The following is a 16,014-nucleotide window of genomic DNA, read 5'->3' as shown; positions in this document are numbered from 1 at the left end:
CGTAACGAAATTAACATGATTGGGTAAGCCTATGCGCTTACCCACAATTGAAAAATTAAGAGATTGGGAAATATATTTATGACAAAGCCTGTGGTATTAAGTGGTATTCAGCCTTCTGGTAGTATGACGATTGGTAACTATATTGGTGCAATCAACCAATGGCTGGACATGCAGGAACACAGCGACTGTCATTTCATGCTTGCGGACTTACATACCATCACGGTACGTCAAGACCCAAAAGAATTTAAATCACAAGTGCTTGAAGGCTTAGCAATGTATGTTGCATGTGGTTTAGACCCTGAAAAGTCGACTATCTTTTTACAATCTCAAGTTCCAGAACATGCACAATTGAGTTGGTTGCTTAACTGCTACACGCAGATGGGTGAACTAAACCGTATGACGCAGTTTAAAGATAAATCAAACAACTCAAGCAGCAGCAACTCAGGGTTATATACTTACCCGGTATTGATGGCAGCAGACATTTTACTTTATCAAGCCGATGAAGTGCCGGTAGGCGATGATCAAAAACAGCACCTAGAATTAGCGCGTACTATTGCGACACGTTTTAATAATATCTACGGTGACGTCTTTAAAGTACCTGAGCCGATGATCCCAACACTGGGTGCTCGTATCATGAGCTTGCAAGATCCGCTGAAGAAAATGTCTAAGTCAGATGACAATCCAAAAGCCTTCATCAAGTTATTAGATGAACCGAAAAAGATTGCTAAGAAGCTAAAAAGTGCAGTAACAGACAGTGATGAGCAAGCGCGCATTTACTTTGATAACAAAGAAAAGCCGGGTGTATCTAACTTACTGACATTACTTTCTGTTGCAACTAAGCGCCCTGTTGCTGATTTAGTGCCTGAATACGAAGATAAAATGTATGGTCACTTGAAAGGCGATACAGCAGACGCTGTAGTTGCGATGATTGAGCCTATTCAAGCGCGTTACCACGAGTTACGTGCTGATGAGACAGAACTGAACCGCATTATGCGTATCGGTGCGGAGAAAGCCTCTGAGCGCGCAGCACCCACATTAGCGAAAGCATACGAAGCGGTTGGTTTTATCTCGAATAAATAGTTTATTACTGCAGTGATAGATGAATAATCGTATAGTGCGAGCCCTATATCTAACGGTATAGGGCTTTTTTATGCCTTAAATTAAAGTAAGAAATACACCTTAATACCTGACAATACACTGTTTGTTGCCACGGCCGCTAAGATCATGCCCATTACTTTACTGATAATACTTGCGCCGCTGTTACCGATAAAACGATGGATCCAACTTGCCGCGAGCATCAAGATAAACGCGATAAATAACACCGACAGCATGACGCCTGCGGTTTGCACTTGCTGGAACAGACTGAAGCTCGAGTTTTCAGTCAGTAGTACAGCCGCTAGCATTGCGCCGGGGCTAGCAAGGGAGGGCACTGCTAATGGAAAAATAGCCGTTTCAGTGCTGTCTTTTACCAGCTGCATTTCGGTATCAGGTTTGCTATCACCAAATATCATAGTTAGCGCAAACAAAAATAATATAATGCCGCCCGCAATTTCAAATGCCGGTAGCGGAATATCTATCGCCGTTAAGATTAGCTCTCCAGCCACAATAAAAAACAGTAAAATAAGTGCCGCAGCACCGGCTGCTTGTAACGCAATCTTGCGCTTTTCTTTTTCATTAAACTGACTGGTTGCGGCGATAAATACGGGGACAGTGCCCACGGGATCTATTACTGCAAAGAAAAATATAAATACCGATATGTAATCAATCATAGTTTTTTCCTATTCGCGAATATTGATGGGTAGAAAATAGGATGCGTAATACTGGCGTGGTGGTTTTTATAATGAGTGTTAACACATTATTCATTGGTAAGGGGCTCCTGTCATACTACTGAGGTGTGAGGTTTAATTATAGGTGCTAAATACCTGTGAGTTTTATTTAATAAGCGATATAAGACAATATCATACCTTGTATAAATGAAGCTTTTATTTAATAAACGCGAATATGCAGGTGTTTTACGTATGTTTACATAGCGCGCCTGATTTATGCTGGGATCGTTAGCTAAACAGCGAAATACACAGCGCAAATAGTAGCAATAGCGAGATAACTTGCCAGAAACGTTCGGGGTTCTTTTCAATCAAGGTCTGTTTGCGGTTGTTTTTATATTTAGGGTTTGGATGCTGCAACTCATACAAGAGTTCAGATACATCGGCATGACGTTTATTCGGATTAAAGCGTAAGCCTTTTTTAATTGCGCCGTCTAACCAAAATGGTACCAAAGGATTGAGCTCATAAGCAGGAATATACTTAGTATTAAGATAAGCCTTTTGGGTGCGGCAGGTCGCTAATTTACCATTGAAGGGTTGTTTACCGGTGAGCATTTCAAAGATAATCACCGAAATAGCAAAAATATCTGATTGCGCCGTACTATCGCCATTGATGACCGTCTCTGGTGCGGAATAAGCGGCTGTACCCAAGATTTTATCGCGTTGTAATGGCGTGCTTATCTCTGCGATGCCTTTGACAAAACAAGAGCCAAAATCAATGATCTTAACTTGGCCGTTGTTATCGATCATAATATTGCCGGGCTTTAAATCTTGATGCAGGGTTTCCTTACGGTGAAATGCCCGTAGCCCTTTAATGACTTGCTCTACGATATTTAATACATCTTGCACTGGCGGGTTAGGGTGCTGGTTTATCCATTGCTCTAAGGTAATACCCTCAATCACTTCCATGAGGTAGTAAAGGTTACTTTTTTGCCTGTTGGTTTCGACAATTTTTAATATATGTGGATTGTTTAAGCGTGTACCAATCCAGGCTTCCATGGTGAAACGTTCGATATAAGCCGGATCATCAATATAATTGACGGAAGGTGCTTTCATGCAGTACTGCTGCTTGGTTTCTTTGTCTTCGACTAAATATAGATGACTGCTACTGCTGGCGTGTAATTCTTTAATGACTTTTAAGCCATCAATGGATAACCCCTTGCGCAGTGCTGGTGGAAAAGGCATTGAAGCCAGGTGTACATGTACATCTTCAGCGCTTTGCTTGGGTAAACTATCAATGCGTAATAACTGGCAACTGATATTATCATTACTGTTATTGGCTAATGCATGCTGAATGAGCTGTTCGCAGCAGGCCTCAAAATTACTTTCAGCAGCTTTATTTTCTTGATTTGCTTGTTGCAGCATGTCACGTAATATCTCACGTAATTTTTTATGACTGACAAAATCATGTAAACCGTCAGTAGATAATAAAAACACATCACCGACTTGTAATTCCACTTCTTTATAATCGACTTCAAGCGTGACGTCTAAGCCCATGGCTCTGGCGAGATAAGACTGTTTATTATTCACGACAGTGGTGTGATCACGGGTTAACTGCTCAAGACTATTGTTGCGTAAGCGGTAAATGCGGGAATCACCGACATGCAATAAATGCGCGGAATGAGATTTAAATACGATGGTACTTAATGTGGTGAGATAGCCCTTTTGTGCATCGGCAAACTGTCTTCCTTGGCTGTATAGCCAACGGTTTAAAGCTGTCAAAACTTGACCTGTGGATTTACCGACAGACCATGTTTCTGGAGTCGAGTAATAATCAGATAGAAAATTATGTACGCAGGTTTCACTGGCCTCTTTACCGGCCTCTGACGCACTCACGCCATCGGCGATAATGGCCACAGCGCCTTTCGTCGTCAGCAGTAAATCATCAGGGATACGAATACCAATGGCATCTTCATTTTGGGTTTTAATACCCTCGACCGAGCGCTGACCTATGGTAAAGGTGGCGCCGCCCTGTAAATGCCATGGCGACATAGCAACTCCCTGCTATTAATAGTAGTAATCGTAATAAATATTTAATCGACGTATTCCATTATGCCGTTACTTCCACCATGCCATCAGTGACACGTACCGCATAAACAGGGACTGATAACGTTGCATCTTCGAGACATTCACCCGTGGTTAGGCTGAAGTGCTCTTTATACAAAGGTGATGACACGGTTAATACATCTTTTACTGACGTGATTAAGCCACGTGATAACACATTGGCTTTACTGGCCGGGCAGTAGTTATCGATAGCAAATAATTGATCGGTTTTACGGTCTAAAAAGATCGCCACTTGCTTGCCGTTAACTAACGCACATACACCTGCGTCTGGGGTGAGTTGTTTTTTTGCAATTATAGGTGTCCAAGTCATCATAATAAATCCTTAAGTCTGATATCAGCGGGCTATTCACCCGCTTATTACATTTATCTGCGGCAGTGAAGTAAATTAACATCGAGTGTTCGACTTAATTTACTTCCAGTACTGGGATTTGACCGGCGCGTTCTGCGGGTGTCGCAGGGCGTATTTGGTCACGTACTTCAACAAACTGCACGGCGGTATCGCTTTCTTCCGAGTTAATGAAGTGCTTGAAGCGCAGTAGTTTTTCAGGGCTTTCAATCGTTGTTTTCCACTCACATTGGTAGTTCGCAATGTTGGCTTCCATTTCTGCTTCAAGCTCTGCTGTCAGACTCAGTTTGTCATTAATCACGACCTCTTTAAGGTAATCTAAGCCACCTTCAAGATTTTCTAACCAAACCGATGTACGTTGTAGACGGTCTGCAGTACGGATATAGAACATCAATACACGGTCAATATATTTGTACAGTGTGTCGGTATCGAGGTCAGTAGCGAATAAATCGGCATGACGCGGGCGCATACCACCATTACCACAAACATACAGACCCCAGCCACCTTCCGTCGCAATAACACCGATGTCTTTACCTTGGGCTTCAGCACATTCTCGTGTACAACCAGACACGCCAAACTTAATTTTATGTGGTGAGCGTAGCCCTTTGTAGCGGTTCTCAAGATCAATCGCTAGAGACATGCTGTCTTGCACACCATAACGACACCAGGTACTACCCACACACGATTTAACGGTACGTAGTGATTTACCGTAAGCGTGGCCTGTTTCGAAGCCTTCTCGGATCAACCAGGCCCATATTTCAGGTAGTTGATGTAGTTGTGCACCAAATAAATCGATACGTAGACCACCGGTTATCTTGGTGTATAAACCATATTTTTTAGCCACTTCACCAAGTACGATTAATTTGTCTGGGGTGATCTCACCTGCTGGGATACGTGGTACAACAGAATAAGTACCATCTTTTTGCATGTTACCGAGATAAACGTCATTGACGTCTTGCAGACCAAGATGATCGTCTTCGAGAATGTAATCATTCCAAAATGACGCTAGAATATTCGCGACTGTCGGACGACAAACTTCACAACCGTGGCCAGCGCCAAATTCGGTGATTAATGCTTCGAAGGTTTTAATACGTTTAACGCGTATTATGTCTGCCAGTTCTGCACGAGAATAAGCAAAATGCTCACACAGGTCAGTGTTAACTTCAACACCCATGTTCTCAAGCTCGGCGTTGAGTACTTGTGTCGCTAGCCCATTACAACCACCACAACCGGTACAGGCTTTGGTAATTGATTTAATATCACCAAGATTGGTTGCACCATCTTGTACCGCGGCGCAAATTTGACCTTTAGTGACATCAAGGCATGAACAGATAACCGCTGAATCAGGTAAGGCGTCAACCCCCATCGTTACCGCGCCACCTTCTGCTGGTGGTACCAACATATTTTCAGGAGAGCCTGGAATATCCATGTCGTTTAAGTAAATTTGTAACCAGGTACCATAATCTTCAGCTTCACCAACCATAACCGCGCCAAGTAGTTTCTTACCACATGCGCTAATGACTAATTTTTTATAAACTTGGTCAGCTTCATTGGTGAAAACATAGTTTTGTGCGCCTTCGACATTACCATGGGCGTCACCGATACTGGCAACGTCAACACCGAGCAACTTCAGCTTGGTACTCATATCAGCCCCAGTAAAGGCTAACTTACCTTCACCAACGATGTGGTCGACGGCGACTTTTGCCATTTGGTAGCCCGGTGCAACAAGGCCAAAGATACGGCCCTGCCATAATGCACATTCACCAATCGCGAAAATGTTTTCGTCAGACGTTAAACAGTTATCATCAACTTGAATACCACCTCGTTCGCCTAGTGTAAGGTCGAATGAACGTGCTAATTCATCTTGTGGGCGAATACCCGCCGAGAAGATAATCATGTCTGTTTCAACGTGCGAACCATCAGCAAAGTTCATGCGGTAACGGCAGGTTTCACCTTTAACAATTTCTTTGGTGTTTTTTTCTGTGTGTACAGTTACGCCTAATTCTTCAATCTTGTTACGCAGAATTTTGCCGCCACCGTCATCTACTTGCACTGCCATGAGGCGTGGCGCAAATTCAACAACGTGCGTTTCAAGACCAAGCTGTTTGATTGCGTTAGCCGCTTCAAGACCCAGTAAACCACCACCGATAACGACGCCGACCTTACTTTCTTTGGCTGATGCAGTGATGTCTTCTAAATCGTTAATGGTACGGTAAACCAAACAATGGTCTTGGTCTTTACCTGGAATGGGTGGCACGAATGGGAATGAACCCGTCGCTAGCACTAATTTGTCGTAACTCTCTACACGGCCTTGTGCAGTGGTGACTGTTTTAGCGTCTTTATCGATGCCAACAACTTTATCGTTTACAAAATATTGTACGCCGTTGTCATCATAGTATTCTGGTGATGTCATCATTAAGTCATCAGCAGTTTTACCGCTGAAATAAGCACTTAATTGAACGCGATCGTAAGCAAGACGTGATTCTTCACTGAATGTGGTGATTTGCACTTCACCCATCTTTTCTTGTTGAATAAATTGGTCAATGAAATGGTGACCTACCATGCCGTTGCCGACAACTATAATTCTTTTCATGACATGCTCCGTTATGCGCTTAATTCTTGATTTTTTGCCGCTTGCTCTAGATCTCGCCAGCTAAGTTGTTCTGCAAGAGAGACAACTTTACCGATCACGATCAGGCTAGGGCTTTGTAATTGGTGTTCAATCGCCAGTGCTGGCAATGTTGCAACTGTGCCAACAAATTCTCTTTGCTGTGGTGTTGAACCATTCTCAATCAAGGCCGCTGGTGTATTGCTGTCCAAACCATGACTGAGCAGTTGCGCAGAGATTTCCGCTAATTTACCTAATCCCATATAGAATACTAAGGTGTGCTCAAGGTGCGCGAGCTGCGGCCAATTTAGATCTAGCTGGCCATTCTTTAGGTGACCAGTAATAAAGGTACAGCCCGTTGATAGCCCTCTATGGGTTAACGGGATACCAGCGTAAGCAGTGCACCCTGATGCAGCTGTTACGCCGGGAACGACGATTGTTTTTATATTATTGGCATGGAGCACCAGTTGTTCTTCACTACCGCGGCCAAATACAAAAGGGTCTCCGCCTTTTAGACGACAAACATTCAGACCTTGTTTGGCTTTATCAACCATGAATAAATTCAATTGGTCTTGTGGAATACAATGGTCAGCTTTTTTCTTACCCACATAAATTGCTTTGGTATGGGGTGGGAATAACGCTCTAATGTCTTGGCTAACTAAGTTATCAAACAAGATCAGATCGGCACTCTCAATCGCCTTTAATGCTTTTAGAGTGAGGAGTTCTGGATCCCCTGGACCTGCTCCCACTAATGCAACTTGACCTAGCGTATTATTATTTTTTGATTGTGCTTGGGTAATTAATTCAACTGTCATGACTCACATCCCTGTAGTACTGCTCTGTACTCACTAACGCAAAGACAGTGCCAACTCTGTAATTAAAGTGTTAGTTGTTGATATATATGGTTTTGTTGTTATTTATTGTTTTTTGTAAGGTTTTTGGCGTGATTAAGCACTGTGATGTTGCACCAGTTTTTCCTTTATCGCACAGCCATGGTGCAGTTCAGGTGGCGTGCATTGTTATAGATGCGGTTAAAATGCATGAACGTGTGGATAAATAGCAGGAAGATGCCTGTGTTTATCAGGTTAAAGAAGAACATCATCCTTTTTGTGCGTGTTTAAAGTAAGCTGGCTTGGTTATTGCTCTACCTGTTTATAAAGAAAGTCTCTACAAGAAAGAGATAAAACCAATAAACAATGTGTTGAGCAATTCAATGGAGACGTCTTATGATTTTCGGACGCAAGGATCAAAAGCCTATTCGCATTGCGGATAAACAGGTTAAAGAATGGAAATATACAACGTGTGGGTATTGTTCTACGGGTTGTTCTATCGAGATTGGTGTTAATGAGCAAGGGAATGCTGTTGCGAGTCGAGGCGTTGCTGATGCCGATGTAAACCGAGGTAAATTGTGTATTAAGGGTATCTTTGAGCATGAACTGTTTGAAGCGGAAGGTCGTGGTAACAACCCGCTTATTCGTGATCACATTCATGATAAATATAAAGAAACCAATTGGGATACAGCCCTTGATACCATGAGTGACAAAATTAAAGCGATTCAAGATCAGTACGGTAAAGATGCATTTGCTATCGTATCTACGGGTCAATTGCTAACAGAAGAATTCTATACCTTAGGTAAATTAGCGCGTGGTTGCATTGGTACCAATAACTACGATGGTAATACCACCTTATGCATGGCCTCTGCAGTATCGGGTTATAAGCGCTCATTTGGATCAGATGGCCCCCCAGGCTGTTACGATGATTTTTCACATACCGATTGCTTGATTGCATGGGGTTCAAACTTACCTGAGCAGCATCCCGTTATTTACTGGCGCTTAAAAGAAGCGAAAGAAAAGCGTAACTTCCCGCTTATCGTTGTCGATCCGCGTGTGACGATGTTAGCGCAATTTGCTGATATTCATTTACCTATCAGCCCAGGTACAGATATCGTGTTACAGAATTCGTTAATGCATGTGATCTTAAAAGAAGGGCTAGAAGATAAAGACTATATTGAAAAATATACTAACGGCATTGAAGAATTAAGAGCTTGTGTTGCAGACTTTGATCCGACATCAGCCGCTAAAATTTGTGGTATTGATGAAGATACTATCCGTCATGTTGCGCGCTTATTTGCCAAGGCTGGACGCGCGATGAGTATTTGGACCATGGGACTGAATCAAAGTACCCATGGCAGTGATGCGATCACGGGTTGTAATTCGTTATCACTTATCACCGGTAATATAGGCGTACCGGGTGGGACGAGCTTGTCTATTACGGGTCAATGCAATGCCATGGGCACACGTGAATGGTCTTCTTGTTCAGGGTTACCGGGTTATCGTGCATTAGAGAAAGAAAAAGACCGTAATGATATTGCTGAATTTTGGGGTATTGATCCTGAGTTCTTCCCGAAAAAGCGTGGTTTAGCGCAAACTGATATTTTCCCTGCTATTGAAACAGGGCAAATTAAAGGACTGTGGCTGGTGGCAACAAACCCAATGACGTCGATGCCGAATACTTCACGTATCCGTAAAATATTAGAGAAGTTAGATTTCTTAGTGGTGCAGGATGCGTATCAAGATGTAGAAACCACCCAATACGCACATATGTTTTTACCTGCCGCTGTATGGGCGGAGAAGGAAGGGGTGTTTACCAATACTGAGCGCCGTGTTAACCGCGTCAGTAATGTGCAAGCACCGAAAGGTAATTCTAAATCCGATTTTTGGATTTTTTCAGAATTATCGAAGCGTTTTGAAAATGGCCAAAAAATTACTTTTCCTGTGACAACCGAGGAAGCGTTTGAAGAAATGAAAACGCTGTCTAAAGGGGCGGGGCGTAATCTTGATATTTCCGGCATGACTTACGAAAAGATCGAAAAAGCCCGTGGTATTCAATGGCCCTTCCGTGAAGATGATGAAAGCAATGCAGGTAATCCGCGTTTGTATAGTGATGGCGTGTTCCCAACCCCTACGGGTAAAGCGAATCTTATTCCTCTGCCTTGGATTGATAATAACGAGCATCCTTGCGACGAATACCCATTCTGGCTGAATAGTGGCCGTGTTGTTGAGCATTTTCATACCCGAACCCGTACCGGTAAAATGGGGAACCTTAACAAATATAGTCCAACCCCGTATATGGAAATGAATCCTGATGCAGCAGCAAAATTGGGCATCAAACATCAAAGTTATGTGCGCTTGGCTTCACGTCGTGGTGATGCCGTAGTAATGGTGCAATTAACGCAGCGTGTGGCACCAAACGCAGTATTTATTCCATTCCATTTTCATGATTGTGTTAATCGCTTGTCGTTAGGTCTGCTTGATCCGCATTCTCGTCAACCTGCTTTTAAGCAGAGTTCAATCCGTATTGAACATGTCGACCAGAAGCTAGCGGCGAAAATGAACCGCGAACGACGTACGTACTGAGTGATATGCAGAGATATTGAGTTAAGCGCAACGCGATAACATAAGAGGGATAAATTATGTTAGACAAATTAGAACAATTTAGAGACCGCCTTGATCAAATCGGCGCGGCAGAAAAACCGGTTGTTAAAGATGGCACTCCTATTTTTGAACAACGAGTCGGTGAACAGGATTACGCTAAATTATCAGATGTAGAAATATTTGATGTTAATACCTACGGTAAAAAAATTGACTTAATCGAACGTACAGAAGGTAAGTTACCGGTTGGCCGTTCGATGAATATTAATGAAAATAAAGCGGTGGGTGATAATCCTAATCGTAATAAACAGCATGCTTTCCACTTTACAGCGGATAACTGTATTGGTTGTCACGCTTGTGAAGCGGCATGTAGTGAAAAGAATGATAACCCAGCACACATTGCCTTCCGTAGTGTGGGTTATGTTGAGAGTGGTAGTTATCCTGATTACAAACGTATTAATATCTCTATGGCGTGTAACCATTGTGATGATCCGGTTTGTTTAAAAGGTTGTCCAACCAAAGCCTATACCAAACACGTAGAATACGGCGCGGTATTACAAGATCCAGATACCTGTTTTGGTTGTGGTTATTGTACTTGGGTTTGCCCATACAATGCCCCACAGCTTGATCCAATTAAAGGTCAGGTATCAAAATGTAATATGTGTGTAGACCGTTTAGAGGTGGGCTTAAAACCGGCGTGTGTATCGGCCTGTTTAGGGAATGCGCTTAATTTTGGTGTGGTTGAAAATACCCCTGAGAACCGTATTCAAGCTAAAACGTCGATACCAGGTTTTCCTGATCCAAGTATCACCAACCCAAATATTCGTTTCCAACAAACCACCAGTACTCAGCGTGAAATGACGCGGACTGATAATATGCCGCTTAAATATCACAAACAAGAAGACGGCTCATTCCGTTCTGTTGTTGATGAAAAAGACGGTAAGGAACAATCATGGAACTTAGGGCGTTTGAGCTCTCGCGAGAATCCATTGGTGATATTTACGCTATTCTCGCAAGCGGCGATGGGGGCATTTGTACTTATTTTCCTTGGTCCATTATTGGGTGTAGAGAGTTTAACGGGGTTTTCGGCATCAGGTGCTGGCCTATCACTGCTGGTATTATTAATGGTCATGCAAGCGATTGGCTTATTAATGTCGACATTGCATCTGGGTAAACCTAAACGTTTCTATCGTGGTTTTAATAACTTAGCCCACTCGCCTGTTAGTCGAGAAGGGTTAGGCGTTGCCTTGTTCTTTGGGTTCATGGGCGCATTTACTTTTTTCCAAGGTGCTGCTTGGTTCTTTGAATTAAGCTTGTTTAGCTATGTAGCGAATGCCTTTGGTATTTTGGCATTAGTCGGTAGTGCTGGTGGTTTGTATTATATGTACCGTAGTTACCGTATCAAAGCGCGTCCGTTTTGGGATCATTGGCAAACGGCTTGTGCTTTCCTTGGTTCTGCGATTGCACTCGGTACAGTATTAACGGCGTTAGTGGCCGTAATTGGCTCCGCGGGTAATGATGGTATTGGATTGTATCCTTTATTGCTTGAACTCACGCCGATCGCCATTACAGGTTTAGTGATTGAAGCGTTTGGTCTATACATGCATGCGAAGCATCTTAATGTAGAGCAGGGCGAAGGTGCTGCGTCGCATTATGTGCAATGTACAACATTTGGTAAAACCTACTACTTACGTAACGTGGCAGTGGCTATTAATGTGCTTGCGCTAATCTCACTTGTGCTATTAGCACCATCGGGTTATTTAAGTGTGTTATGGCTATTGCCTGTGCTATCTATTGCTTTAGCGTCGACAGTCAGCCGAGCACTGTTTTATGTGTTGGTTATTCCGACGACGATGCCAGGTGCATTCTTTTGGAAAAATAAAGGTTTTGAACAACATGCACGCGATGTTGGTCTGGCTGATATGCCGCAAGTGGGGGTTGTACCTGACTTGCATTAAATACCTGGCTTGATATAGAAAGGGCAGCGCTTGCTGCCCTTTCTATTTTTAATTTAATCAGCTGTCGTTGAATATGCTTTTTTACATTGTATGCTTGAGCGGAATTATGAACTCTATCGATTAGTTAAAGTCCTACTAAAGGATTCGCATTAGCCGATAGATTCATTTTAAATTGTCATGTTAATGTAATTTTCTGTAATTAAACTAGAGCTTTTACGATCTGGAGTTAAACTAGATTGTACACAAATGATACAGTTGAAGTTGTAGGTAGTCATTTTTTAGTTATTTATCAGTAGGCTGAATTAGCTATTTTTAATATTTAAGAGAACTATATTCAATATTTAAGATAATATAGTTTATTTGTGCGGTCACAGGGATTGTCGAATTTGTCGACAGACACTAGTCGTGATAAGATCTCGCCGATTAATTTGTACTAATGGGAGAATTGTTGATGAGCAAAGATATGCAAAGTATGGCATTAGTTCCTCAGGGGAGCATTGAAGCCTATATCCAAGGTGTGAATAGTATTCCAATGTTGACTGCTGAACAAGAAAAGGAACTAGGCGAAAGCTTGCAGAATGAAGGTGATGTTGATGCTGCTCGTCAGTTGATCATGTCACATCTACGCTTTGTTGTTCACGTTGCCCGTGGTTACGCTGGTTATGGATTGTCTCAAGCAGATTTAATTCAGGAAGGTAACATAGGCTTAATGAAAGCCGTGAAACGTTTCAACCCTGCTGTAGGTGTAAGATTAGTTTCTTTTGCTGTGCATTGGGTTAAAGCCGAAATACATGAATTTGTGCTACGTAATTGGCGTGTAGTAAAAGTTGCGACAACTAAAGCGCAACGTAAACTATTCTTTAATCTACGTAAATCAAAAAAACGCTTAGGCTGGTTTACTCATGCTGAAGTGCAAACGGTTGCCGATAACTTGGGTGTTTCTACTAAAGATGTAGTGGAAATGGAATCAAGAATGTCTTATTCAGATCAAGCATTTGATTTATATGCTGATGATGATAGTGATAAAGACTCTGGTTCAATGAGCTTTTCACCAGCGCAGTATTTAGAAGACAATGCGTCAGATGTGGCACAGCAAGTAGAACGTGAAAACTGGGATAAAAGTGCATCTCAACGTCTCTCTAGCGCCATTTCTGAGTTAGATGACCGTAGTCAAGATATCGTTAACTCTCGTTGGTTAGCGGAAGATAAAGCGACGCTGCAAGAATTAGCCGATCGTTATGGTGTTTCGGCTGAGCGAGTTCGCCAGTTAGAAAAGAATGCAATGAAAAAACTTCGCGAGTTTATTGCAGAATAACCAGCACATAGAATTGTTAAAAAATGAGGTCTCCATCGGAGGCCTCATTTTTTTTGGCAAGAAAATAAATAAACGTTTAATTGTATTTGATTATAGATGGAAAGAAACATGAATAGAGATCCCTTATTTGGTTTTCAGGGCTGTGAGCTAAAAAGCTACTTAGCGCGTAACAAGTTAACTGAGAATCAGATTGTTTTGGTTTATAACGGGTCTGGGATGACACACGAATATAGCCTTGCAAAAGTTGTAATCGCTGAAGAGGGCAAGCAAAAAAGGATTGTTGTACGCGTCTTAAAGAGCGATGAAGAAGTTACCTTCTTCCGTACTGGTAAAAGCGTTTTGAAGAAAACTGCACACTATAAAGTACTGCCTATGGTACCTTGGTTAATGGTGCGTTTTGGTTTGCAGCAGCAAATTCGCTTTAACTGGAAATGGGGTTACGCTTAACCTTTTTGCGTTAATGTTACATTCACTTTGTATTAACTGTGCATTGAGTTTTAAAGTTTAGAAGAGAAAAGGCCCAATCATTACTGTAATGATGGGCCTTTTTATTTTTAAGCGATGGTTATGCCATTTGTTTAAAGCTGGTTTTTAGTTCAGTCATTAACTGCTGCTGCCAAGCTACCTGGTATAAATTGGTAGACTCTTCTTTAAGCTGCGTTACTTTGAAAGCTTCAATCTCTGATATTTCGCGTTGTTGCTGTTTCGCTGTATGGCTGATTTGTTGGATCTTGACGTAATTGTCATGTTCAGGACCATTTTTAATCGCTTCAATACGATCTAAGTGTAGCTGTACTTCAACGACCATCTGGGTTTTTGGTAAGCGTACTAATAAATTGATATCACGGTAACCATTTTGTTTTGGGTTATTAAAGCGATTCTTTATTTGTACGATATCGGTTTCTTGTTCGAGTAATTCAAATGCACTAATTAACTCTTGGCTATTTTTAGCAATAATCGAACTGCGTGCTAAATCGGTAATTTTCTCTACTGCGCCGTTATGTTTATTGGCAATTTTAGCTTGGGCACGTTCAACACTTTTAATCGCAGGGATCACGGCGTTGGTTTGTGACATTAAGGCAATTTGTTGAGTGAGTGTCGCTAACTCATCTTGCGCAGCTTCAGCAAGTGAATAAAGTGAATCGAAGTCAGTATAAGGTTGAATGATATTCGTGCTGTTTATATCAGACAGTTGATAAAGGCCGGCTAAGTCTTTGCTTATTTGTGTGCGCACTCGGTTAGTGGCACTGCCGTTATTAGAGGTTTGACTAAGGCTAAGCATTGTAGCGGCTTCTAGCGGCGCTTTACCGGCTAGCATTAGTACTAAAATTAATGATGTTCTTAGAAAGCTATACATAGGTATCCTTTTTGAGAAAACGCATTCGCATCATTGTATGCTGATACTTAGTAATAGATGAGTGCGCACTGTCACAATTCAAGGTAGGGCATTGTAAAGCTGTGTAAGAAGTAGCTAGACTGATAAAATAGTGAGAGGGATATCACTATTTGATGGGGCATCCGTTAATTTACTAGTAAATATACCGATGCGATTGTAGCTTATTTAAGTTACAGTGTTCACGATCACTCATTCCCAATATCGTTTCTATATTTAAGGTTTATCCAATGATGAAAAAAACAATGACAGCAGTAATGATTGTTGCTGCACTTACTGGTTGTGCGCGCCAAAATGCGACAACGGGTGAAGAAGAGACGAATACCGCAACGAAATCTGCGATTGGCGGTGCGATTGCAGGTGCATTAATCGGTGCTTCTACCGGTAAGAAAAACGGCGCGGTATTTGGCGCGTTAGGTGGTGCTGCGATTGGTGGTGGTATTGGCCATTACTTCGATCGTCAAGAAGAAGCACTACGTAAAGAATTAACTGATTCTGGTGTACAAGTTAAACGTGTTGGCGAAAATGAACTGCAACTGGTGATGGCGAAAGGTATTGGTTTCCAAACTGCAGGTTATAACTTGAGCTCTGATATCTACTCAAGCTTGAACAGTGTCGCTAAAGTGCTAAATGAATATCCTGATTCATCACTGCGTATTATTGGTCACACTGACAGCGTTGGTAGTGCTCAGTCTAATTTAACGCTTTCTGAAGAGCGTGCAGAGTCTGTAAGCGATTATTTGAATAAACGTGGTATCAAGTCAGGCCGTTTATCAACACGTGGCTATGGCGAGCGTCGTCCTATAGCATCAAATGAGACTGCAAGTGGCCGTTCTGCTAACCGTCGTGTAGAAATCAGTATTACTGCTAACTAATATTGCTGATTAAGATCGTGTATTAATACAGATTATATTGCTAAGCCGAACCAAGTGTTCGGTTTTTATGTCTGTAAATTTTAGACGAAAAAAAACCCAGTTATATAAATAACTGGGTTTTTTTAATTGGCTCCCCTTGCTAGACTTGAACTAGCGACATATGGATTAACAGTCCACCGTTCTACCAACTGAACTAAAGGG

At 42.1% G+C, this 16,014-nt stretch carries 12 protein-coding genes; 6 read left to right on the top strand and 6 right to left on the bottom strand.

The features are described from left to right. The first annotated feature begins 78 nt into the window (after positions 1–78). Positions 79–1,080, top strand: coding sequence for a tryptophan--tRNA ligase (trpS, locus tag JFU56_RS14885; protein WP_198438078.1), 1,002 nt, complete (start codon positions 79–81; stop codon positions 1,078–1,080). A gap of 80 nt (positions 1,081–1,160) precedes the next feature. Here trpS and JFU56_RS14880 read toward each other — a convergent pair whose 3' ends face one another. The 5 genes from JFU56_RS14880 to cobA all read right to left on the bottom strand — a co-directional run bounded on the left by JFU56_RS14880 (position 1,161) and on the right by cobA (position 7,656). Beyond that, on the bottom strand, positions 1,161–1,769 hold the full coding sequence (locus tag JFU56_RS14880; RefSeq protein ID WP_198438077.1) for a MarC family protein: 609 nt from the start codon (positions 1,767–1,769) through the stop codon (positions 1,161–1,163). Between the two features lie 285 nt (positions 1,770–2,054). Beyond that, the gene (locus JFU56_RS14875) at positions 2,055–3,815 is read right to left on the bottom strand and encodes a bifunctional protein-serine/threonine kinase/phosphatase (RefSeq protein WP_198438076.1); all 1,761 of its coding nucleotides are present in this window, start codon (positions 3,813–3,815) and stop codon (positions 2,055–2,057) included. Positions 3,816–3,873: 58 nt separating this feature from the next. Beyond that, the gene (gene nirD / locus JFU56_RS14870; protein ID WP_198438075.1) at positions 3,874–4,200 is read right to left on the bottom strand and encodes a nitrite reductase small subunit NirD; all 327 of its coding nucleotides are present in this window, start codon (positions 4,198–4,200) and stop codon (positions 3,874–3,876) included. 91 nt (positions 4,201–4,291) lie between these two features. After that, positions 4,292–6,826 (bottom strand): nitrite reductase large subunit NirB, encoded by a 2,535-nt coding sequence (gene nirB / locus JFU56_RS14865; protein WP_198438074.1) that lies wholly within the window; start codon positions 6,824–6,826, stop codon positions 4,292–4,294. An 11-nt stretch (positions 6,827–6,837) separates the two neighbouring features. Beyond that, on the bottom strand, positions 6,838–7,656 hold the full coding sequence (cobA, locus tag JFU56_RS14860; protein WP_198438073.1) for a uroporphyrinogen-III C-methyltransferase: 819 nt from the start codon (positions 7,654–7,656) through the stop codon (positions 6,838–6,840). A gap of 411 nt (positions 7,657–8,067) precedes the next feature. On the opposite strand from cobA, the gene JFU56_RS14855 reads away from it, so the two are divergent. The 4 genes from JFU56_RS14855 (at position 8,068) to JFU56_RS14840 (ending at position 13,992) form a co-directional block, all read left to right on the top strand. Then, complete coding sequence (locus JFU56_RS14855) at positions 8,068–10,257, top strand: molybdopterin oxidoreductase family protein (RefSeq protein ID WP_198438072.1); 2,190 nt, start codon at positions 8,068–8,070, stop codon at positions 10,255–10,257. 56 nt (positions 10,258–10,313) lie between these two features. Next, positions 10,314–12,230 carry a DmsC/YnfH family molybdoenzyme membrane anchor subunit gene (locus JFU56_RS14850; protein ID WP_198438071.1) on the top strand — a complete coding sequence of 639 codons (1,917 nt, stop codon included), beginning with the start codon at positions 10,314–10,316 and terminating at the stop codon, positions 12,228–12,230. A 451-nt stretch (positions 12,231–12,681) separates the two neighbouring features. Continuing rightward, entirely contained in the window at positions 12,682–13,545 is an 864-nt protein-coding gene (gene rpoH, locus JFU56_RS14845) for an RNA polymerase sigma factor RpoH (protein ID WP_198438070.1), read from the top strand. Positions 13,546–13,653: 108 nt separating this feature from the next. Then, positions 13,654–13,992 carry a hypothetical protein gene (locus tag JFU56_RS14840; RefSeq protein ID WP_198438069.1) on the top strand — a complete coding sequence of 113 codons (339 nt, stop codon included), beginning with the start codon at positions 13,654–13,656 and terminating at the stop codon, positions 13,990–13,992. Between the two features lie 118 nt (positions 13,993–14,110). Here the strand turns inward: JFU56_RS14840 and JFU56_RS14835 are convergent, their stop codons facing one another. After that, on the bottom strand, positions 14,111–14,902 hold the full coding sequence (locus JFU56_RS14835) for a RelA/SpoT domain-containing protein (RefSeq protein ID WP_198438068.1): 792 nt from the start codon (positions 14,900–14,902) through the stop codon (positions 14,111–14,113). A 266-nt stretch (positions 14,903–15,168) separates the two neighbouring features. On the opposite strand from JFU56_RS14835, the gene JFU56_RS14830 reads away from it, so the two are divergent. Continuing rightward, positions 15,169–15,813 carry an OmpA family protein gene (locus JFU56_RS14830; RefSeq protein WP_198438067.1) on the top strand — a complete coding sequence of 215 codons (645 nt, stop codon included), beginning with the start codon at positions 15,169–15,171 and terminating at the stop codon, positions 15,811–15,813. Positions 15,814–16,014: the final 201 nt, after the last annotated feature.

The organism is Moritella sp. F3, from assembly GCF_015082335.1.
In the GTDB taxonomy this organism is placed as follows: Bacteria; Pseudomonadota; Gammaproteobacteria; order Enterobacterales; family Moritellaceae; genus Moritella.
This window is presented reverse-complemented; position numbering and strand designations above follow the sequence as displayed.